Source organism: Cupriavidus laharis (genome assembly GCF_914271435.1).
Taxonomy (GTDB): domain Bacteria; phylum Pseudomonadota; class Gammaproteobacteria; order Burkholderiales; family Burkholderiaceae; genus Cupriavidus; species Cupriavidus laharis.
Genome location: NZ_CAJZAI010000002.1, coordinates 376,662 through 396,375, shown reverse-complemented (window position 1 = coordinate 396,375; position 19,714 = coordinate 376,662). Strand labels below are relative to the sequence as shown.

Below are 19,714 nucleotides of genomic sequence, written 5' to 3'. Positions count from 1 at the left end.
TCGTGGCTGAAGCGATCGGCCTGGCCCGCAGCGTGGATCAGGCGGCGGGCTTGCCGCGCGCGGTGGCCGTGCAACCAATCGAGGCCACGATGATGCTGGCGATCGCCAGCCACTGGATCATGCTGAGCTGCTCATGCAGGAACACCAGGCCGGCCAGCGCGCCCATGGCGGGCTCCATGCTGAGCAGGATGCCGAAGGTGCGCCGCGGCAGGCGCTTGAGCGCCACCATTTCCAGCGAGTAGGGAATGGCGCTGGACAGCACGCCCACGGCCAGCCCGGCGAGCAGCAGCGGCGGGCTGAACATGGCCGTGCCGGCGTGGGCCAGCCCGAACGGCAGCACCACCAGTGCCGCCATGGTCAGGCCGAGCGAGGTCGCCTGGCCGCCGTGCGCGTTGCCGGCGCGCTGGCCGAAGATGATGTAGAGCGCCCAGCCGACTCCCGCTGCCAGCGCAAAGCCGATGCCGACGGGGTCCAGATGGGTGGAGGCCTCGCCCAGCGGCAGCAGCAACAGCAGGCCAGTGACGGCGAACGCGATCCACAGGAAATCGATGGCGCGCCGCGACGACAGCACCGCCACGGTGAGCGGGCCGGTGAATTCAACGGCAATCGCCAGTCCGAGCGGAATGGTGCGCAGCGACATATAGAACAGCAGGTTGGTCGCGCCCAGCGCGGCGCCATACAGCGCGATGGCCCGGGCATTGGCCGCGGACAGCGGTATCCGCCATGGCCGCCACACGGCGAGCAGGATCAGCGCCGAAAAGCCCACGCGCAACGCCGTGGTGCCCTGCGCCCCCAGCGCGGAGAAAAGCGTCTTGGCAAACGAGGTGCCGATGCACAGGGAGGCCATCGAGCCGGTCAGCGCCACGACGGCGAGAAGGGTGGCGCTTTGCCGCAGGCGGGTCAGAGGCAATTGGAGATCCTGGTTGGGTGATGCAGCCGCATCTTGGCCCATGCGCGCGCCGGGCGCCATAGACGGGTGAATGGATTCCGCTCTGTACAGTTCGGACGACATCCGGATTTCCCTTTCCGCGCCGCCCGCCTATGGTGGAGTCAGTCCTTTGCTACAGGAGCGAGAAGATGGAAGCCGCCGTTCGTCATGTCGTGATCACCGGCGCCGCTGGCGCCCTGGGCCGCGCTGTGGCCAGCCGTTTCGCGGGAGAAGGCTGCCGCCTGGCCCTGATCGACCACAAGCTGCAGCATCTGCAGAGCGTCTTTGCCCACCCGGAGGCGGATGGGGACATGCTGCTGCGCGAAGCCGATGTCACGTCCGAGACCGCCATGGCCCGGGTCGGCGCGGAGATCCTGGGCAAGTTCGGCGCAGTGGATGTCGTGGTCCACGTGGCCGGCGGCTTTGAGATGGGAGAGGCCACGCACGACATCAGCCGCGAGTCATGGATGCGGATGATGGACCTGAACGCGTGGTCGTTCATTGCCGTCACGCGGCCGTTCATTCCTGGAATGCTGGCGCGCGGCAGTGGCAAGGTCGTCGCCGTGACGGCGCGCAGTGCGTCGGCAGGTGTCGCGTCCATGGGGGCTTACTGCGCGTCCAAGAGTGCGCTGCAGCGGCTTGTCGAAAGCCTGTCTCGCGAGGTGCGGGGGGCTGGGGTGAATGTCAACAGCATTGCGCCCGGGGTGCTGGATACGCCGGCTAACCGGCGGGATATGCCTGGGACGGATCCGTCCGTGTGGGTGTCGACGGGGGCGGCGGCGCGGATGATTGCCATGCTGGCGTCAGATGGGGCTGGGGTGGTGCATGGGCAGCATTGGGTGTTGGATGGATTGAGTTGAGGGTTTTGGGGCTGGGTTTCCTTAGGCTCCTCGTGCCTGGCGGGCGCGGCTGTTTCGCCGGCGTAGCCGGCGAGTCGCTTCCAATGCTTTTTTCGGGAATTCAAATTACCCCCAGTCGCTCTTTCAGTTGCCCCGCTCGCGAGCGACTGACTGGTACTGCGGTACGCTCACTGTCCGCCATGATCAGGTGTACCCCTTCATCGGCTTTCACCAGTTCGACAGCGTAGGGAAGATTGACGATATGGCTGCGATGGACGCGGAAGTACTGGCTGCCGTCCAGCCGCAGTTCCAGGTCAGTCAGCGAAAGATTCGAAAGGTAGCGAGCGTCCTGCGTGACGATGGTGGTGTAATGCCCATCCCCCTGGAAACGCACGATCTCTTTCAGGTCCACCAGCATCACCCGGTTCTGCCGGTACACCGGAATCTTGAACAGCCGCCGTGGCGCGGGCGTGGCGCCGGCCGGTTCGGTGGTGATGTCGGTCAGGTCGTAGAAGATCATGCAGGTCCCGCAGATTCCCTGCGCGCCTACCATCTTCGACACCTTGATCATCAGCACCCGGTCGGGGATGTTGATCATCATGGCGACCGGCGGCGGCGACTTGACGGGGCAGGTGCCGCCTTGCGCTGTCTCGAGCAGGAAGCGCAGCTTGTCGCGGCTCTTTTCGGGATGCAGGCGCAGGACGTCGATGCCGATCAGGTCGGTCTGCCGCACGCCCAGCGATTGCTCGGCCGCAGGCCCCAGAATCTGCAGGGCGACGTCGTTGAAGGCCGTCACGTGACCGTGGACGTCGAGCCAGACCATGCCCGGGTTGAACTGCTCCAGCTTGTGCTGGAACGTCTCATTGCGGCGGTTTTCGCCTGATACGACGAAGGAATCCAGTACGTCCACCGGATATCTCCTGTTCGGCATGGCGAGCGGGGTGGGGAGCGTCCTTTGTACGACTTTTCGACACCCCCTGCAAGGCCCGCTCCGTGCGCCGGCGAACGCCTCAGGCGCGCCGCAACCACGGCTGCGCGATGCGGTCTTAGGTACAGGCCAGTGCCACGTGCCGCGAAGCGCTTCGCAGCGCCACGGGTGATGTTCACGCACCGTTTCCCGCCGTTTGCGCGCCAATCCCGCCATTGAGGAAATGCGGTTTGAATTGCTGCGGCGCGTTATGAAATGCTGCGCACAGCGCTGGCGCAATACCGCAATACGACTCCGGTTGGCCTGACCGTACAAGGAGGCCAGATGATCCCCCGTCCGTTTGACTACCACCGTCCGGCCGACCTGCCGGAGGCGCTCAGGCTGCTCGGCCAGTACGGCGACGAGGCGCGCCTGCTCGCCGGCGGCCACAGTCTGCTGCCCATGATGAAGCTGCGCTTTGCCGCACCCGCGCACCTGATCGACATGGGATCGCTCGCGGAACTCAAGGGCATCAGCGAAGCAGGCACGGAGTTGCGCATCGGCGCCATGACGACCGAGCATGACCTGATCGCGTCGACGCTGCTGCAGCAGAAATGCCCGCTGCTGGTGGAAGGTGCGCGGCAGATCTCCGACCCCCAGGTGCGCTACCGCGGCACCATCGGCGGCGACATCTCGCACGCGGACCCGGGCAACGACCATCCCGCGCTGATGCTCGCGCTCGACGCGTCGTTCGTGCTGGCCGGGCCGCAGGGCGAACGCGTGGTGCCGGCTGACGGGTATTTCATTGGCACGTTCCAGACGTTGCTGGAACCGGGCGAAATCCTGCGCGAGATCCGCATCGCCGTTCCCGCGCCCGGCACCGGCTACTGCTACGCCAAGCTCAAGCGCAAGACCGGCGACTTTGCTACCGCCGCGGCTGCGGTGATGCTGCGCATGCAGACCGGAACCGTGGCGATGGTGCGCATCGCCATGACCAATGTCGCGCCGACGGCGTTCCGCGCCACGGCTGCGGAGCAGCACCTGCAGGGCAAGGCACTGGACGACGCCGCGATCAACGAGGCGGCACGCCTGGTCATGGACCAGTGCGAACCCGGCGAGGACCTGCGCGGAGACGAGGCGTACAAGCGCGCGATGGCCGGGGAGATGGTGCGGCGCGCGTTGCATACGGCGCTGTCGCGCGCGGCATGAGCGTGCAGGTCGACAACAGACGACAGGCGGAGGACAAGATGGGCGCAAAGGTCATGGTGTCATTCACGCTGAACGGCACGCCGGCGGACGTGGTGGTCGAGCCGCGCGAGCTGCTGATCCACACGCTGCGCGAGAAGTGCCAGCACACGGGTCCGCATATCGGCTGCGAGACGTCGCATTGCGGGGCCTGCACCGTCGACATGGACGGCATGTCGGTGAAGTCCTGCACGATCCTCACGGTGCAGGCGCAGGGTGCGCAGGTCATGACAGTGGAAGGCCTGGCGGCGGGCGGTGACCTGCATGCGCTGCAGGAAGCCTTCATGCAGGAGCACGCGCTGCAATGCGGCTTCTGCACGCCCGGCATGCTGATGCGCGCGTGGCGCCTGCTGCAGGAGAACCCCAACCCGAGCGAGGAGGAGATCCGCTACTGGATGGCCGGCAACCTGTGCCGCTGTACCGGCTACCAGAACATCGTCAAGGCCGTGCAGTACGCGGCCCGCAAGCTGCGGGGAGAAGCCGTCGAGACTTCGCATCCGCTGCTGGAACCAGCGCAGTGAGCGCGACGCGCATCACCAGACTGCCAAGGGGAGCGAGCGATGGGCAATATGGACACCAGTATGGAACGGCTGGCCGCGCTGGAAGGCATGGGGTGCTCGCGCAAGCGGCGCGAGGACCCGCGCTTCATCCAGGGCAAGGGCAGCTATGTCGACGATATCCGCATGCCGGGCATGCTGTTCGGCACGATGGTGCGCAGCCCGTTCGCGCATGCGCGCATCACCCGCATCGACACCTCGCGCGCACTCGCGTTGCCGGGCGTGCATGCGGTGCTGACTGCGGAGGACCTCAAGCCGCTCAAGCTGCACTGGATGCCGACGCTGGCCGGCGACGTGCAGGCCGTGCTGGCCGATGGCAAGGTCTCGTTCCAGAACCAGGAAGTGGCCTTCGTCGTGGCCGACGACCGCTATATTGCCGCTGATGCGGCGGAGCTGGTCGAGGTCGACTATGAAGAGCTGCCGGCGCTGGTGGACCCGCTGCACGCGCTAGACGCCGACGCCCCAGTCATCCGCGAAGACATCCGCGACAAAGCGGTCGGCGCGCACGGCGCGCGGCGGCACCCGAACCACATCTTCACGTGGCAGATGGGCGACAAGGACAAGACCGACCGGGCTTTCGACGCCGCGGAGGTCAGCGTAGCCCAGGACATCGTCTATCCGCGCGTGCATCCATGTCCGCTCGAAACCTGCGGCTGCGTGGCGTCGTTCGACAAGGTGCGCGGCGACCTGACGGTCTATATCACCTCGCAGGCGCCGCATGTCGTGCGCACGGTGGTGGGACTGCTGTCGTCGATCCCGGAGTCGAAGATCCGCATCATCTCGCCCGATATCGGCGGGGGCTTCGGCAACAAGGTCGGGGTGTATCCGGGCTATGTGACCTCGATCGTTGCATCGATCGTGCTGGGCCGGCCGGTGAAATGGATCGAATCGCGTTCGGAGAACCTCAGCGCCACCGCCTTTGCGCGCGACTACCACATGCATGGCGAGCTTGCCGCGACGCGCGACGGCGTGGTGAAGGCGCTGCGCGTGAACGTGGTGGCCGACCACGGCGCTTTCGATGCGTGCGCCGACCCGACCAAGTGGCCGGCTGGCATGTTCCACGTCTGCACGGGGTCCTACCAGATCCCCAATGCCTTCGTCAGCGTCGACGGCGTTTACACCAACAAGTTTCCGGGCGGCGTCGCCTACCGCTGCTCGTTCCGCGTGACCGAGGCGGTCTACCTGATCGAGCGCATGATGGACGTGCTCGCCCTGAAGCTCGGCATCGACAAGACCGAGCTGCGCCTGCGCAACTTCATCCGCCGGGAACAGTTTCCGTACACGACGCCGCTGGGCCTCGAATACGATTCCGGCGACTATGAGACCGCGTTGCGCAAGGTGCTGGCCGCCGTGGACTATCCGGCGCTGCTCGCCGAGCAGGCCGCGCGTCGTGCCGACCCGGACGCCGAATGGCTGATGGGCATCGGTGTGAGCACCTTCACCGAGATCGTCGGCGCGGGGCCGTCGAAGATGTGCGACATCCTGGGCGTGGGCATGTTCGATTCGTGCGAGATCCGCGTGCACCCGGACGGCTCGGCCATTGCGCGCATGGGCACCATCACGCAGGGCCAGGGGCACCAGACCACGTATGCGCAGATCATCGCGTCGGAGGCCGGCATCCCGGCATCGAAGATCCAGGTGGAGGAGGGCGACACGGCCACGGCGCCATACGGGCTGGGCACCTATGGCTCGCGCTCGACGCCGGTGGCAGGGGCTGCCGTCGCGCGTGCCGCGCGCAAGATCCGCGAGAAGGCGCGCCGCATTGCCGCGCACCTGCTCGAGGCGAGTCCCGATGACGTGGAGTTCGACCTCGACCGCTTCGTGCTCAAGGGCTCGCCGGACCAGTCGAAGTCCGTGAAGGAGGTGGCCTGGGCCGCGTACAACAACGTGCCTGAGGGCATGGAGATGGGCCTGGAGGCGGTGGACTACTACGATCCGCCCAACTTCACGTTCCCGTTCGGCGTCTACCTGTGCGTGCTCGACGTGAATCGCTACACCGGCGAGGTACGTGTGCGCCGCTTCTACGCGCTGGACGACTGCGGCACGCGCATCAACCCGATGATCATCGAAGGGCAGATCCACGGCGGACTGACCGAGGGCTTTGCGGTGGCGATGGGGCAGGAGATGCCGTACGACGAGTCGGGCAACCTGCTCGGCGCGACGCTGCTCGACTACTTCGTGCCGACCGCCGTGGAAACGCCGCACTGGGAGACCGACTACACCGTGACGCCGTCGCCGCACCACCCGATCGGCGCCAAGGGCGTGGCCGAGTCGCCGCACGTGGGCTCGATCCCGTGCTTCACGTCGGCGGTGGTGGATGCCTTCGGCCACCTCGGCGTCACGCATATGAACATGCCGCACAACGCATACCACGTCTGGCAGCAGTGCCGGGAACTGGGGCTGGCGAGGACCTGAGCCCGCGTGCCTGCCTGCGCGAAGGAATGTTGGAGTGTTCCGATGAAAGTCTCGCTCGAAAAGGTATTCCCGATGCCCGCCGACCCGGACGCCGCCTGGCGCTTGCTGCAGGATATCGAGGCCGTGGCCGGCTGCATGCCTGGTGCGCGCATCACCGAGAAGGTGGACCCGACCCACTACAAGGGCTCCATCGTCGTGCGCATCGGCCCGGCCAACCTGACGTTCAAGGGCGATATCGAGGTGCAGAGCCTCGATGCGGATACGCGCACGCTGCACCTGACCGGCAAGGGCGCCGATTCGAGCGGCACGTCGGCGGCGTCGATGGATCTCGAGGCCTCGGTGCGCGCCAGCGGTGCCGCGAGCGAGCTCGTGGGCCGCAGCGAGGCATCGGTCAGCGGCAAGGCCGCCACGTTCGGTGGCCGCATGATGAATTCGGTCGCGGAGCAGATCCTCAAGCAGTTCGCCGCCAATTTCGCCGCACGCCTGCAGGCGACGCCCCAGGCGCCTGCGGGCGTGGCCAACGGCGGAGTGCCGGACGCCGCGCAGGTGGTGCCGCAGCCCGCCGCCGCGCCCGTACCTGCGCCGGCCAGCGAACTGAACGGACTCGCCCTGGCCTGGGCGATCGTGCGCGACTGGTTGCGCGGGCTGTTCTCGCGCCACACGGCCTGATGTGCCGGGCGAGGATTGCGCCATGTTCGCCGACCGCATGCCGGACGTTGCCGATCTCCAGCGGCGGCTGGACGCGCACGGCTATATCGCCGAACGCAGCCTGGCCGCGACGCTGCTGCTGGCGCTGGAGATGCGCCGCCCGCTGCTGCTCGAAGGCGAGGCCGGCGTGGGCAAGACGGAGGTCGGCAAGGCGCTGGCGCGGCTGCTCGATGCGCGGCTGATCCGCCTGCAGTGCTATGAAGGGCTGGACGCGCACGCCGCCATGTACGAATGGAACTACCAGCGCCAGCTTCTCGCCATCAAGCTGCTGGAGCAGGACGCACGGCCGTTGCCGGAGAAGGAGCACGACATCTTCTCCGAGCGCTACCTGCTGCAGCGTCCGCTGCTGGAGGCCATCACCTGCGTACCGGCGGCGGTGCTGCTGATCGACGAGATCGACCGTACCGACGAAGCGTTCGAGGCCTACCTGCTCGAACTGCTGTCCGACTTCCAGATGTCGATTCCGGAACTCGGCGTGATCCGAGCGGCCGAGCGGCCGTATGTCGTGCTCACGTCCAACGGCACGCGCGAGATCTCCGACGCGCTGCGGCGGCGCTGCCTGTACCACTACATCGACTACCCGGACTTCGACAAGGAGCTGCGCATCGTGCGCGCGCAGGTGCCGGATGCCGCGGACGGTCTCGCGCGGCAGGTGGTGGAGTTCGTGCAGTCCGTGCGCAAGCTCGATCTGCAGAAAAAGCCTGGCGTCGCGGAGACGCTGGACTGGATCGCCGCGTTGTTGCGGCTCGGCGTGCGCGCGCTCGATGCGCAGGGCGTGGACGCGATCCTCGACACGCTGTCGGCGCTCGTGAAGACGCGGGAGGACCGCGCCGGGCTGACGCGTCCGGTCGTGGAAAGGCTGGCGGCATCATGCTGAACCCAGGCGCCAGTGCCATCGCGGCACCTGCCGAAGCCGGCCTCGATGCCATGCTGCTCGCACGCTATGCCGGGTTTGCCGGCTGGCTGCGCGAGAACGGCTTCCATGTCAGCAGTGCGGACGTCGCCGACGCGTTGCAGGTGGCGCTGCGCATGGGCCAGCTCGACAGCCGGCTGCTGTGCTGGAGCCTGCGCGCGCTGCTGTGTACGCGTGCGGAGGAATGGCGGCGTTTCGACGACCTGTTCGACAGCTACTTCCGCGTGCCCAACCGCCGCGCGATGGTGCAGTCGCGCGCGAGCGGCGCGGGACTTATCGAGTGTGATGCAAGCGCTGTGGCACCTCAGGACGGCGGCACGCCGCTGGGTCCGGCCGACAGCGCCAATGACGACAGCGTGGTCCCGCCGGGCGGCATGGCTGGCGAAGGCGCCACGCGGCACGCGTCGCCCGAGTACGCGGACCTGCGCCATCTCAACCGCGCCGACGACCTGGCGGCACTCGACGAGGCCGTGCGGCGTTTCGCGCAGCGCTTGCGCGCGATCCAGGTGCGCCGCGAGCGCAGCGCCGCGCAGGGGCGTATTGTCGACCTTGGCGCCACCATCCGGCGCAGCGTGTCGTCGGGCGGCATGCCGCTGGAACTGGCGTGGCGGCAGAAGCGGCGCGTGCAGCCAAGGCTGGTGTTGCTGCTGGACGTGAGCCGTTCGATGAGTCCGTACGCGTTCTTCTTCCTGCGGCTTGCGCGCGTGCTCGGCGCGCGCGTGGCCGATGTGCATGCCTTTGTGTTCCACACCCGGCTGGTCAATGTGGCGCAGGCGCTGCGCGACCCCGACCCGTGGCGTTCGCAGGAGCGGCTGGAGCTGCTGTCCGAAGGCTGGGCCGGCGGCACGCGCATCGGCGACAGCCTGGCCGATTTCAACCAGCGCCATGCGGCTGCGCTGCTGCATTCGCGCACGGCCGCGGTGATCGTCAGCGATGGCTATGATGCCGGCGACCCCACCGTGCTGCAGCAGGCGCTGGCACGCCTGCGCCGGCGCTGCCGGTGCCTGGTGTGGCTGAACCCGCTGGCCGGCCGCCCCGGCTATGCACCGACCAGCGCCGGCATGTCCGCGGCGCTGCCGTATCTCGACCTGTTCGCGGGCGTGCGTGACCTGGCGAGCCTCGAGCGGGTACTGCCGCAAATCCTGAGCGTACTGCAATGAACACCGATACCGACTTCCTGCTGCAACGCGAGCAATGGCTGATCCACGGCGCGCACCCGTTCGCCGTGGCCACGGTGATCCGCGCGCAGCCGCCCACTTCCGCATGGGTCGGCGCCCAGGCGCTGATCGAGGCGGACGGCACGCTGCATGGATGGATCGGCGGCGGCTGCTCGCGCGAGATCGTCATCCAGGCCGCGCTCGAATCGATCCGCAGCGGCAGCCCGCGCCTGGTGCGGATCAGCAACGCACCCACGCCGCAACCGCCCGATGTGGAGGATCACGCGATGCCCTGCGCCAGCAACGGCGCGCTGGAGCTGTTCGTCCAGCCCACGCTGCCGGCGCCGCTGGTACTGGTGATGGGGGCTACGCCGACCGCGCTGGAAGCTTGCGTGCTGGCCCAGCGCGTGGGACTGCGCGTGGCGGCTGCTGCACCGGCGAGCGTGCCGCTGCAGCCGCTTGGCCTCACGCGCGTGATCACGGGTTACGACAAGGCCGCGATCGCGGAGCTGGCGCCGCGGCTGGTGCTCGTCGCCACGCAGGGTGAGGGCGATGAGACCGCCCTGGAGGCCGCGCTGGCCAGCCCCGCAACTGCGGTGCTGCTGGTTGCCAGTGCGCGCAAAGCGGAAAAGCTGCGCGAAGCGATGCTGGCTTGCGGCGTGCCGCCCGCCCGGCTGGAAGCGCTGCATGCGCCGGCCGGCCCTGCGATCCACGCCCGCACACCCGAGGAGATCGCGCTGGGCGCGGTCGCCGGGCTGGTGGCGTTGCGGCGCAGCATGGAAGCCTCTGCCGGTGGCGCGCAGGCGGACACCGTGCCGCCGGTGCCGCCATGCGAAGCGCTGGGCGCGCCGCACAAGGACGCGGACAGCACGGACGGCGCGGGCGGCACCTACCTGAACCCGGTCTGCGGCATGGCGATCGCGCGCGCCGGGACGCGGCACGTGATCGAGTACGGCGGCGAGCGGCACTACTTCTGCTGCGACTGCTGCAAGGCCGAGTTTGAGCGCGATCCCGCAAAGTACATGGCCTTGCTGCATGCCCGCGGCGAGAAGGCGCTGACATGAGCGGACATGATGCTACGGCGGCAACGGCTGCGCCGCCCGTGTTTTCCGCCGTGCTGCTCGCGGCCGGCCTGTCCGCACGGATGGGCGGCCCGCACAAGCTGTTGATGGAGATCGGTGGCCAGCCCGTGGTGCGGCGCACTGCCATCGCGCTGCTCGATGCCGGTCCCGCCGAGGTAGTGGTGGTCACCGGCCACCACCGCGAGGCTGTGCAGGCCGCGCTGCACGGCCTGCCGCTCAGGTTCTGGTTCAACCCCCGCTACGCCGATGGCCAGATGACGTCGGTCGCGGCCGGCGTGGCATCGCTGGCGCAGCCGTGCGACGTGGTGCTGGTCTGCCTGGCGGACCAGGTGCTGTTGACGGCGGCCGACTACCTGGAGATCGTGCATGCGTTTGCCGGCCGGCCGCACGGCTCCATCGTGGTGCCGTGGCACGCGGGACAGCGCGGCAACCCGGTTGCCTTTGCCGCCTGGCATGCGCCGCAGGTGATCGGCGGCCAGGTCAATCCCGGCTGCCGTCACTTGATTGCGGACCATCCGGACGAGGTGTTCGTCCACCAGGCAGCGCATGCGCGCTTCACGACGGATCTCGATACGCCCGAAGATTTCGCACGCATCTCGGCCTTGTTCTCCGCCGCACCGGCCGCTTGCCATTCGGGTTGAGGATCGCCGGTCGCGGTGCCAGAATTCCAGCATTGCGCGATCGCGTGACTGCAATGAGGACCTGGCCCGCCGGCACGGATGGCGGACCGGCGTGCATATGGACCGAGAACCGCTTAACGAGGCGTCGCACGGGTCGGTAATGTTCGCCGATCTCAGCGGCAGCACGCGGCTGTACGAGGTAGCCGGCAATGCGGCGGCAATGGCCGCGGTCGGGCGATGCCTCGGCGTCATGCGGTCCTGCTCCGAGGATTGCGGCGGCCGCATCGTGAAGACGATCGGCGACGAGATCATGGTGCTGTTCCCCGCGGCGGAACGCGCACTGCAGGCCGCGCTCGACATGCAGCATGCGGTTTCCGAACTTCCGCCGGTGTCCGGAGTGCCGATGTCGATCCATATCGGCTTTCACCACGGCCCGGTGCTCTCCGACATCTCGGGCGATGTGTTCGGCGATACCGTCAACCTCGCTGCGCGGCTGTGCAAGCTCGCTTCGCGCGGCCAGATCATCACCAGCGCGGAATCCGTCGGCGGCCTGCCTGACTGGCTGCGCCGGACGACGCGCTACCTGTATCCGATACAGGTGCGCGGCCGGGAGCAGCCGGTCGAGCTGTTCGAGGCGATCTGGCAGCAGGCGACCGACCTGACGCTGGTCGACACCGAGAGCCCGCGCACCGCCTGTTCGGTGTTTCTCACGTTGCGGTACCGCTCAGCGCTGGTGGAAATGAGTCTTGCATCCGCGCCGGTCACCATCGGCCGTGACAACGCCATGACGATCGTGGTGGCGGACCGGCGCGCATCGCGGTTCCAGGCCACCGTGGAGGCGCGCGGAGGACGGTACGTGCTGGTCGACCGGAGTTCCAACGGCACGCACGTCACCATCGACGGGGAAGAGGGCTTCATCCTGCGCCGCGATGACGTCATGCTGCGCAGCCACGGCTGGATCACGTTCGGCCAGTCGATGGAAGGTGCGGACGAGGGCGTGGAGTTTTTCGTGCGCGTCGAGCGCGTGTGACGGCTAGAAGCCCGCGCGGCACGCCTCTACCAGTTCCCGGGATGAAGCGTCGCGCTCCGCCTGTCCCACGCCCATGGCCTCGTCCATGGCGGACGCAAGCGCTGCCACCGGCACAGCTGCGGGCGCGCCGGCCTCCCCCCACGTCGTGCTAAATGCGGCCTGCTTGCTGGCTGCGAGCGATTGCCCCGGGCGCAACAGGCCCACGCGCGGCAGCGCAAACGCGCCGGCCACAATGCTGCCGTGCAGGCTGCTGCCCGCATAGCCGCGGCTATGGGCGACCAGCGCGCAGATGTCCCACACGTCGAGCGAGCCGAACACGGCGACCTGCACCCGGCCCATGCGCGCGGCGAGCCGGCGGCAGACCTCGAGGTCGTCATGCCATGGTGCAGCGCCCGCGCGGAACAGCACGATGCCAAGATCCCATGCCCTGGCCATGTGTTCGAGCTGGCGCGCAAGCGCCGCCAGCGTCTCGTCATCGCCAAAGTCGGCGCTGCATTGCACCGCCAGGTATCCGTGCGGGAATGCGGACATCACGCCCGCCAGCTCGCCGTGGCTGGCATGCTGGCGGATGCTGCGCCCGAACATATCGGCGACCATCACCGCCGGGTCGGGCTCGAGACGGCACTGTACGCCAGACGCTTCCAGCATGGCGCGGGTTTGCTGGTCCCGCACGCTGACGGAAGTGGCGGCTTTCAGCTTGGCTACCGCTTCGGCGCGCATGGCCGGCTCGAGCCGGTCGAGGTCGATGCCGCCGACGGCCTGGTACCTCACGCTGGCGATATTGGCGAACAGGCCATCGGGCAACAGGTAGGGCGCAAGGTCGCGTAGCCCAAGCTGTTCTCTCGCCCAGGCAGCGCGCCGCGCCGGCTGGGCATCGAGCCGTGCGACGACCGCTGGCGCCTCGCTCGCGGGCAGCAGCATCACCGCGGCTTCCCACGCGCTGCAGGTCAGGATCTCTCCGCCAACATGGAGGATGTCGACCGCCGTATCGCCCATGCTTGCGGCCAGGTGCGCCAGCGACTGCACCTTGTGGCCGCCGTACGCCGACAGGTCGCGGTCCGCCAGGCCGCCGAAGTGCAGCGCACGGCCTTTCATCCGGTGCGCGGCGACGTGCGCAAGCAGCAGATCTCCGAAGTTGTGGCGGTCGAATGCGCCGAAGAGGATGGCAGGGCGTTGGTCCCGCACCTTGATAAGGCGTTCAGCTTGCCGCGGACGCCTGCCCGCGCCGCCAGGCCGGAATGCCGATCGCGACGAGCAGCGCGGTGGGAAGCAGCACGCACCAGACCGAAAGCCTGGCAAAGCCAAGCGCCCCGAGGATGGCGCCAAGCGCGAATGCGGCAAGGGCTGGCCCCATCTTGCGCAGCCGGCGGCGCAGCGCGTCCCGCTGCGGTCCGGAAGCGGACGGAAGGTCGACGAGATCGATGACGATCTGCGTCGTGTTGCCGGTCATGATCGTGGTCGGCCCGAGATCCAGCAGCGATGTCCGCGACAGCGCGTTCTGGATGCCCATGGCCATGACGGCCAGGATGCCGGCCACGATCGCGGCGGGCGCGGCCGGATCGGTGACGGGCGCGGCATGCAGGCTTGCAGCCACGAACAACGCGAGCAGCAGCGCTTCGGCCAGCAGCAGCGGCGCGACCGGGGAACGGCCTGTCCTGCCGAGGCGCACTTCGGCGACCCGGGTCGCCGCGACCGCCAGCACAAAGGCCGGCAGCGCGAGCAGCTTGGCAAGCAGCCCTGCCGAGTTGCCTGCGACATCGACGCCGATCATGATGAAGTTGCCCGTCACATGCGCCGTGAACAGGCCGAACAGCGAGATGAAGCCGACCACATCGACATAGCCCGCGACAAACGCCAGGACGCAGCCCGTGGCCGGCCCCGGTGCGGGCGCGGCAACGTCGGATGGCTGTGCGGTACTCACTCCGGTCTCCGGAGCGGTGCGAGGGATCCGTCAGAAGCTATGGCGCATGCCGAGCGCGAAGGTCTGCGGATCCGCGCCCGCGTGGACGCCGACGCTGTTGATGGCGAAGTCATAGATCGCGTTGCTGCGGTTGTTGATGCGGCTGTAGTAAGCATAGAGCGCGGTGCGCTTGGACAGCGGATAGTCGTACCCAACGGTCACCTGGAACGCCCCGGTCTGCGAACCGCTGCGCACCGAGCCGATGGTCTCGGTGGCACTGCCCGCGCCGTCGGAGGCAAAGGTGAAGCCGGCGCGCACGCTGCCGGTGCCAAGCTGCTGCACCAGCGCAACGTAGTAGCTGTTGCGGGTCAGGTCGCCGGTGGCGGTGCGGTAGTGCAGGCGCTCGTAGACGGCACTGATGCGCGTGGACGGAAACTGGTAGGACACGCCGGCCTTGATCGCGTCGTCGTTGCGGCCGCTGGTCTGGTAGGCGTGGTGGATCTCGTAGGCCAGGGTCACATTGAGCGGGCCGCGGTCATAAGCCGCCGCGAACGAATAGAGCGCGGGGTTGCGCGGCACGGTGTTCTTCTCTTCCGGCAGGCCCCAGGCAAAGGCGCCGCCCAGGCCATTCCATTTCGGGGTCTGGTAGTGCAGCGAATTCTTCTGGCGCCGGTCAAAGGAACTGGTGTTCTCGACGTTGTCGGAGGTGGCCGCGGCGCCATTGCCCATCAGCGCCATGTAGCCGGCCGTGGTGGGGTAATACGGGTCGTAGCCTTTGGTCGAGGTGGTGTAGGGCGTGTCCCAGTTGCCCATGAACAGCGCACCGAACGGCCCCTGCAGGCCCAGCCGGGTGTCGCGCGCAGCGATCTGGCCGGCACCGCTGTCGATCGACAGCGTGCTTTCGACCTGCCAGATCGCCTTGAGGCCGTAGCCGAGTTCCTCTTCGCCGCGCAGGCCGAATACCGAACGGTTGTTCGTGAGGCGCGACAGCCCGCCTGGCTTGGTGCCATCGGTGGCCCTGGTGACGGTCACATACTCGGCGGCCGTGTTGAGGCGGCCGTAGAGCGTCACGGAATTGTCGGCGAGCGCCGGTGCGGCGGCCGCGCCGCACAGCGCCGCCGCCAGGGTGGTCAGGGCGGTCAGGCGGCGGTGCCGCGCGCTGGCGCGGGCACTCATTGGCGCTGCCCGCGGCATCCCGGGCGGCACCGGGTCATTGCTCGCTTTCCTTGCCGCGCGCGGCCAGCGTGACCGGCTCGGTCGTGCCATCCGCCTTCGGCGGCGCGCCGGTGATCTTGGGCACGCATTCGCTGCGGAACCACGCGGCGGTGACCGGTTCGCCAGCCACCATCCGTTTCACCGTCGGCACGACCTGCTCGCCGATCAGCATGCCGAGCAGGCCGATCAGCGCGATGGCCGGCGGTGCCGGAGAGCGTACCTGCATCAGGGCGTAGATGATGCCGACGAGCACGCCGGCGGCGAGAGAGACGAGATAGACCTTCATCATTGGACTCCTGTTGGTCGGGTACCGCACCGGCGCTGCCACGGCAGCCCGGTGCGGCCGGCTGGCCGGCTGGCCGGTTTCGGGGCGGGCGTCAGAACGCCCAGCACGAGCAGCCGAGTGCGCCCCAGAACGTTCCTTCGTCCGAGACAGGCATGTTGGACGTCCACGCCCTGGCGTGCGCGTGGCCATGTACGCCGCAGGCACTGGCGCAACCGCATGCGGTGTTCAGCGCCAGCGTACGGGCCTGCGCCTGCGGTCGTGGCTGGTAGCGGCTGCCGTGGCGCGCCGGCGACCAGTCCGGCATGGGCGGCGGCAGGTCGGGCGAATGTTTGCCGAACTCGCCGTCGCCATAGACGACCTTGCCGCCGAGCACGGTCATCACGGCGGTGATGTCCTGGATCTCGTCGCCGGGGACGGTGAAGTAGTCATTCGACAGCACGGCAAGGTCCGCGAGCTGGCCGACGGCAATCTGCCCCTTCTTGCCTTCCTCGTTCGAGAACCACGTGTTGGCCTCGGTCCAGAGCCGCAGCGCGGTTTCGCGGTCGAGCACGTTGGCCTGCGGGTACATCGACAAGCCGCCCACGGTCTTGCCGGTAGTGAGCCAGTACAGCGATACCCACGGGTTATACGACGCGACGCGCGTGGCGTCGGTGCCCGCGCCGACCTTGACGCCGCGCTCCAGCATCTTCTTGATCGGCGGCGTCGCTTCAGCGGCCCTGGCGCCATAGCGCTCGACGAAGTATTCGCCCTGGTACGCCATGCGGTGCTGCACGGCAATGCCGCCGCCGAGTGCCGCGATGCGGTCGATGTTGCGGTCGCTGATGGTCTCGGCGTGGTCGAAGAACCAGTGCAGGTCGTTGAACGGCATGTCACGCGCCACCTTCTCGTACACGTCCAGCGCGCGCGAGATGGTTTCGTTATAGGTGGCATGCAGGCGCCACGGCCAGCGTTTTTCCACCAGCAGGCGGATCACGGGTTCCAGGTCGCCTTCCATCGACGGCGGCATTTCCGGCCGTTCGACGCGGAAGTCCTCGAAGTCCGCGGCGGTGTAGACCAGCATCTCGCCGGCGCCGTTGTGCCGGTACAGGTCGTCGCCCTGGCCGGGCTTGACCTTGCCCGCCCACGTGCGGAAGTCGCTCAGTTCTTCCTTCGGCTTCTGGGTGAACAGGTTGTACGCGAGCCGCACCGTGAGCTGGCCTTCCTTGTGCAGCTCTTCGATGATGCTGTAGTCCTCGGGGTAGTTCTGGTAGCCGCCGCCCGCGTCGATCACGCCGGTCACGCCGAGGCGGTTCACCTCGCGCATGAAGTGGCGCGTCGAGTTCTTCTGGTACTCGGGCGGCAGCTTCGGTCCCTTGGCCAGCGTGGCGTACAGGATGGTGGCATTGGGCTTGGCCAGCAGCAGCCCCGTGGGGTTGCCGCCCGCGTCGCGAATGATCTCGCCGCCGGGCGGGTTGGGCGTGTCCTTGGTGTAGCCGACGGCGCGCAGCGCGGCGCCGTTCAGGATGGCACGGTCATACAGGTGCAGGATGAACACGGGCGTGTCAGGCGCCGCCGCGTTCAGCTCGTCAATGGTCGGCAGGCGCTTTTCGGCGAACTGGTGTTCGGTGAACCCGCCGACTACGCGCACCCATTGCGGGGCGGGCGTGCGTGCCACCTGGTCGCGCAGCATGCGCATGGCATCGGCCAGCGAGCGCACGCCGTCCCAGCGCAGCTCCATGTTGTAGTTCAGGCCGCCGCGGATGATGTGCATGTGGCTGTCGATCAGCCCGGGAATGACACGGCGTCCGCCAAGGTCGATCACGCGGGTGTCGCCGGCGGCGCTCTGCATGATCTCCTGCTTCGTGCCGACGGCGGCAAACCGGCCATCCCTGATGGCGACGGCTTCGGCTTGCGGATTGGACCGGTCCAGCGTGGTGAACTTGCCATTGACGAGAATCAGGTCCGGGGCGGTCGAAGCATTCATGGCGAAACTCCTGGAGGCGGCCGCCGCGCCGAGCGCTGCGGCTCCGGCAATAAACTGGCGGCGGGTCATGGGCGGGACGGTGCGGTCCGTGCTGTCGTTCTCAGTGGGCATTCGGTCTGGCGGAAAACGGTAGGGGCTTGGCCGGCTGTTCGATCGCGGCATGCGCCCCGGCCATGCGGACGTCTGGGTGCGGAGTGGCAGCTTTCGGGGCGGGCGCCGCAGCTATCCTGCAGCGCCCGCATTCAGGCTGGTGCGTGCCTCAGCGCGCGGGAACCGCCGGAATGGCCTCGTGCTTCGTTGCCGTGCGTTGCGGTGCCTTGTGCACCATCGTGTAGGCATAGTCCACGCCCATGCCATAGGCACCGGAATGTTCCTTGACCAGCGCCATCACAGCATCATAGGTGTCGCGGTGCGCCCAGTCGCGCTGCCATTCGAGCAGGACCTGCTGCCACGTGACCGGTACGACGCCGGCCTGGATCATGCGCTGCATGGAGTAGTCGTGTGCGTCCTTCGAGGTGCCGCCCGACGCGTCGGCCACCATGTAGATCTCGTAGTCGGCGTCGTGCATCGCACTGAGCGCGAAAGTGTTGTTGCAGACCTCCGTCCACAGGCCGGATACCACGACCTTCTTGCGGCCCGCGGCCGCCAGCGCGTCCCGCACCTTCTGGTCGTCCCACGAGTTCATCGAGGTGCGTTCCAGCAGCTTGTGGTCGGGAAACACATCGAGCAGTTCGGGATACGTGAAGCCGGAGAAGCTTTCGGTTTCCACGGTGGTGATCGTCGTCGGAATATTGAAGATTTTCGCGGCCTTTGCCAGACCGACCACATTGTTCTTCAGGACTTGCCGGTCAATCGACTGCACGCCGAATGCCATTTGCGGTTGATGGTCGATGAAGATCAGCTGGCAGTTTTGCGGGGTGAGGACTTCAAGCTTCGGATTGCTCACGGTTTTCTCCTGGAACGGAAAGACGGCCATGCCTCCGGTTCAGCACGCGGCCTGCGCGGCGGCATGGCGGGGGACGAATCATCTGCGCGCCGACGGCAGCATGCGCGGCGGTAATGATGTCGGCACGACTGTCGTGCAACGGCACTCCGAATGAACAGTACGGGGCACTTCCCGGACTGTCCGCGTCGTGTGGCGAAAGTATATCGAGCCATCCCTGGCCGGCATAACGGATTGTTTCGAACAGACTATTCGAAGAAATGGATTGGCGATCGAATGGAAGAACGGCGAGGGCCCTGGCATTTTTGGATGCATCACGACGATAAGGGTAGTGAAAGAATGATGAAAAAATTAAACTCACGTATTAAGTTTTTTATTCAATCCGGGATGAATTAATATGACAGCGCTTGTGCGGGGCATCGCGGTCGCGCAGCCGGCGCAAGCGCTACGCGAACAGGGAGAGCCATTGATGATCGAGCACGGCCGTGTCACCTCGCCCGGGACGGAAACCCGGGCATCCCGATTCGCCACACCGGCCGTGCGCTGGGTGGCATTGCTGGGGCTGTGCGCCGCCTACCTGCAGGGTGGGCTGAACAAGGCGCTGGACTTTCCGGCCGCCATGGCGGAGATGCAGCATTTCGGCCTGGCACCGGCCGGGCCGCTGGCGGCCGCGACCATCGCGCTGGAACTGGGCGCCTCGGCCATGATCCTGGCGGGCTTCTACCGCTGGCTCGGCGCGCTCGGCCTGGCCGGCTTCACGCTGATGGCCACGTTCCTGGCCAATCGCTTCTGGGAAGTCTCCGGTGACGCGCGCTTCATGATGGAAAACGCGTTCTTCGAACACCTGGGGCTGGTGGGCGGATTCCTGCTGGTGGCCTGGCACGATCTCCGGGACAAGTAGCCCGCCGCGGCCCCGCCTAGTTGTCGGGTGGCGGGTCCCGGGCCGGACGTGATACCGTTGCTGGTCGATATTGGCACAACGCAGCGGCGGTGAACGTTTGCGTTT

The 19,714-nt window shown here is 67.6% G+C and carries 19 protein-coding genes; 11 read left to right on the top strand and 8 right to left on the bottom strand.

The window, feature by feature from the left end; all coding sequences use genetic code 11:
- Positions 1-37: 37 nt before the first annotated feature.
- On the bottom strand, positions 38-910 hold the full coding sequence (locus tag LDO29_RS05660) for an EamA family transporter (protein WP_224078805.1): 873 nt from the start codon (positions 908-910) through the stop codon (positions 38-40).
- Positions 911-1,077: 167 nt separating this feature from the next.
- On the opposite strand from LDO29_RS05660, the gene LDO29_RS05655 reads away from it, so the two are divergent.
- The gene (locus tag LDO29_RS05655; RefSeq protein WP_224078804.1) at positions 1,078-1,788 is read left to right on the top strand and encodes an SDR family oxidoreductase; all 711 of its coding nucleotides are present in this window, start codon (positions 1,078-1,080) and stop codon (positions 1,786-1,788) included.
- A gap of 100 nt (positions 1,789-1,888) precedes the next feature.
- On the opposite strand, the gene LDO29_RS05650 is transcribed toward LDO29_RS05655, so the two are convergent.
- Entirely contained in the window at positions 1,889-2,677 is a 789-nt protein-coding gene (locus tag LDO29_RS05650; RefSeq protein WP_224078803.1) for a LytTR family DNA-binding domain-containing protein, read from the bottom strand.
- A 342-nt stretch (positions 2,678-3,019) separates the two neighbouring features.
- Between LDO29_RS05650 and LDO29_RS05645 the strand changes: the two genes are divergently transcribed.
- The 9 genes from LDO29_RS05645 (at position 3,020) to LDO29_RS05605 (ending at position 12,401) form a co-directional block, all read left to right on the top strand.
- Positions 3,020-3,883, top strand: a complete 864-nt coding sequence (locus LDO29_RS05645; protein ID WP_224078802.1) for an FAD binding domain-containing protein — start codon at positions 3,020-3,022, stop codon at positions 3,881-3,883.
- Positions 3,884-3,921: 38 nt separating this feature from the next.
- On the top strand, positions 3,922-4,440 hold the full coding sequence (locus tag LDO29_RS05640) for a (2Fe-2S)-binding protein (RefSeq protein WP_224079117.1): 519 nt from the start codon (positions 3,922-3,924) through the stop codon (positions 4,438-4,440).
- A gap of 48 nt (positions 4,441-4,488) precedes the next feature.
- Positions 4,489-6,891 carry an aerobic carbon-monoxide dehydrogenase large subunit gene (locus LDO29_RS05635; protein WP_224078801.1) on the top strand — a complete coding sequence of 801 codons (2,403 nt, stop codon included), beginning with the start codon at positions 4,489-4,491 and terminating at the stop codon, positions 6,889-6,891.
- A gap of 42 nt (positions 6,892-6,933) precedes the next feature.
- Positions 6,934-7,560 carry an SRPBCC family protein gene (locus tag LDO29_RS05630; RefSeq protein ID WP_224078800.1) on the top strand — a complete coding sequence of 209 codons (627 nt, stop codon included), beginning with the start codon at positions 6,934-6,936 and terminating at the stop codon, positions 7,558-7,560.
- A 22-nt stretch (positions 7,561-7,582) separates the two neighbouring features.
- Entirely contained in the window at positions 7,583-8,476 is an 894-nt protein-coding gene (locus LDO29_RS05625) for an AAA family ATPase (RefSeq protein WP_224078799.1), read from the top strand.
- Positions 8,470-9,672, top strand: coding sequence for a vWA domain-containing protein (locus LDO29_RS05620; RefSeq protein WP_224078798.1), 1,203 nt, complete (start codon positions 8,470-8,472; stop codon positions 9,670-9,672). Before LDO29_RS05625 ends, LDO29_RS05620 begins: the two co-directional genes overlap by 7 nt.
- Positions 9,669-10,733: an XdhC family protein gene (locus LDO29_RS05615; RefSeq protein WP_224078797.1), complete on the top strand. Its 1,065-nt coding sequence runs from the start codon at positions 9,669-9,671 to the stop codon at positions 10,731-10,733. The genes LDO29_RS05620 and LDO29_RS05615 overlap by 4 nt, the downstream gene beginning before the upstream one ends.
- Positions 10,730-11,392 (top strand): nucleotidyltransferase family protein, encoded by a 663-nt coding sequence (locus LDO29_RS05610; RefSeq protein WP_224078796.1) that lies wholly within the window; start codon positions 10,730-10,732, stop codon positions 11,390-11,392. The genes LDO29_RS05615 and LDO29_RS05610 overlap by 4 nt, the downstream gene beginning before the upstream one ends.
- A gap of 139 nt (positions 11,393-11,531) precedes the next feature.
- Positions 11,532-12,401, top strand: coding sequence for an adenylate/guanylate cyclase domain-containing protein (locus LDO29_RS05605; RefSeq protein WP_253074106.1), 870 nt, complete (start codon positions 11,532-11,534; stop codon positions 12,399-12,401).
- A gap of 3 nt (positions 12,402-12,404) precedes the next feature.
- On the opposite strand, the gene LDO29_RS05600 is transcribed toward LDO29_RS05605, so the two are convergent.
- The 6 genes from LDO29_RS05600 to LDO29_RS05575 form a co-directional block, all read right to left on the bottom strand.
- Entirely contained in the window at positions 12,405-13,586 is a 1,182-nt protein-coding gene (locus LDO29_RS05600; RefSeq protein ID WP_224078794.1) for a polysaccharide pyruvyl transferase family protein, read from the bottom strand.
- 13 nt (positions 13,587-13,599) lie between these two features.
- Positions 13,600-14,322, bottom strand: a complete 723-nt coding sequence (locus LDO29_RS05595) for a YoaK family protein (RefSeq protein ID WP_224078793.1) — start codon at positions 14,320-14,322, stop codon at positions 13,600-13,602.
- Positions 14,323-14,352: 30 nt separating this feature from the next.
- Positions 14,353-15,477 carry a porin gene (locus tag LDO29_RS05590; RefSeq protein WP_224078792.1) on the bottom strand — a complete coding sequence of 375 codons (1,125 nt, stop codon included), beginning with the start codon at positions 15,475-15,477 and terminating at the stop codon, positions 14,353-14,355.
- 34 nt (positions 15,478-15,511) lie between these two features.
- Entirely contained in the window at positions 15,512-15,802 is a 291-nt protein-coding gene (locus tag LDO29_RS05585) for a XapX domain-containing protein (protein WP_224079116.1), read from the bottom strand.
- A gap of 91 nt (positions 15,803-15,893) precedes the next feature.
- Complete coding sequence (locus tag LDO29_RS05580) at positions 15,894-17,765, bottom strand: amidohydrolase (RefSeq protein WP_224078791.1); 1,872 nt, start codon at positions 17,763-17,765, stop codon at positions 15,894-15,896.
- 259 nt (positions 17,766-18,024) lie between these two features.
- The gene (locus LDO29_RS05575; RefSeq protein WP_224078790.1) at positions 18,025-18,711 is read right to left on the bottom strand and encodes a hydrolase; all 687 of its coding nucleotides are present in this window, start codon (positions 18,709-18,711) and stop codon (positions 18,025-18,027) included.
- A gap of 466 nt (positions 18,712-19,177) precedes the next feature.
- Here LDO29_RS05575 and LDO29_RS05570 point away from each other — a divergent pair, with 466 nt between their 5' ends.
- Positions 19,178-19,609: a DoxX family protein gene (locus LDO29_RS05570; protein ID WP_224079115.1), complete on the top strand. Its 432-nt coding sequence runs from the start codon at positions 19,178-19,180 to the stop codon at positions 19,607-19,609.
- Positions 19,610-19,714 lie beyond the last annotated feature (105 nt).

What these genes read in the sequence shown, in the direction of transcription:
- LDO29_RS05585 (WP_224079116.1), bottom strand. Translation starts at nt 15,802, where the DNA reads ATGAAGGTCTATCTCGTCTCTCTCGCCGCCGGCGTGCTCGTCGGCATC.
- LDO29_RS05580 (WP_224078791.1), bottom strand. Translation starts at nt 17,765, where the DNA reads ATGAATGCTTCGACCGCCCCGGACCTGATTCTCGTCAATGGCAAGTTC.
- LDO29_RS05645 (WP_224078802.1), top strand. Translation starts at nt 3,020, where the DNA reads ATGATCCCCCGTCCGTTTGACTACCACCGTCCGGCCGACCTGCCGGAG.
- LDO29_RS05605 (WP_253074106.1), top strand. Translation starts at nt 11,532, where the DNA reads ATGTTCGCCGATCTCAGCGGCAGCACGCGGCTGTACGAGGTAGCCGGC.
- LDO29_RS05655 (WP_224078804.1), top strand. Translation starts at nt 1,078, where the DNA reads ATGGAAGCCGCCGTTCGTCATGTCGTGATCACCGGCGCCGCTGGCGCC.
- LDO29_RS05630 (WP_224078800.1), top strand. Translation starts at nt 6,934, where the DNA reads ATGAAAGTCTCGCTCGAAAAGGTATTCCCGATGCCCGCCGACCCGGAC.
- LDO29_RS05610 (WP_224078796.1), top strand. Translation starts at nt 10,730, where the DNA reads ATGAGCGGACATGATGCTACGGCGGCAACGGCTGCGCCGCCCGTGTTT.
- LDO29_RS05620 (WP_224078798.1), top strand. Translation starts at nt 8,470, where the DNA reads ATGCTGAACCCAGGCGCCAGTGCCATCGCGGCACCTGCCGAAGCCGGC.
- LDO29_RS05640 (WP_224079117.1), top strand. Translation starts at nt 3,922, where the DNA reads ATGGGCGCAAAGGTCATGGTGTCATTCACGCTGAACGGCACGCCGGCG.
- LDO29_RS05625 (WP_224078799.1), top strand. Translation starts at nt 7,583, where the DNA reads ATGTTCGCCGACCGCATGCCGGACGTTGCCGATCTCCAGCGGCGGCTG.
- LDO29_RS05615 (WP_224078797.1), top strand. Translation starts at nt 9,669, where the DNA reads ATGAACACCGATACCGACTTCCTGCTGCAACGCGAGCAATGGCTGATC.
- LDO29_RS05570 (WP_224079115.1), top strand. Translation starts at nt 19,178, where the DNA reads ATGATCGAGCACGGCCGTGTCACCTCGCCCGGGACGGAAACCCGGGCA.
- LDO29_RS05590 (WP_224078792.1), bottom strand. Translation starts at nt 15,477, where the DNA reads ATGAGTGCCCGCGCCAGCGCGCGGCACCGCCGCCTGACCGCCCTGACC.
- LDO29_RS05635 (WP_224078801.1), top strand. Translation starts at nt 4,489, where the DNA reads ATGGACACCAGTATGGAACGGCTGGCCGCGCTGGAAGGCATGGGGTGC.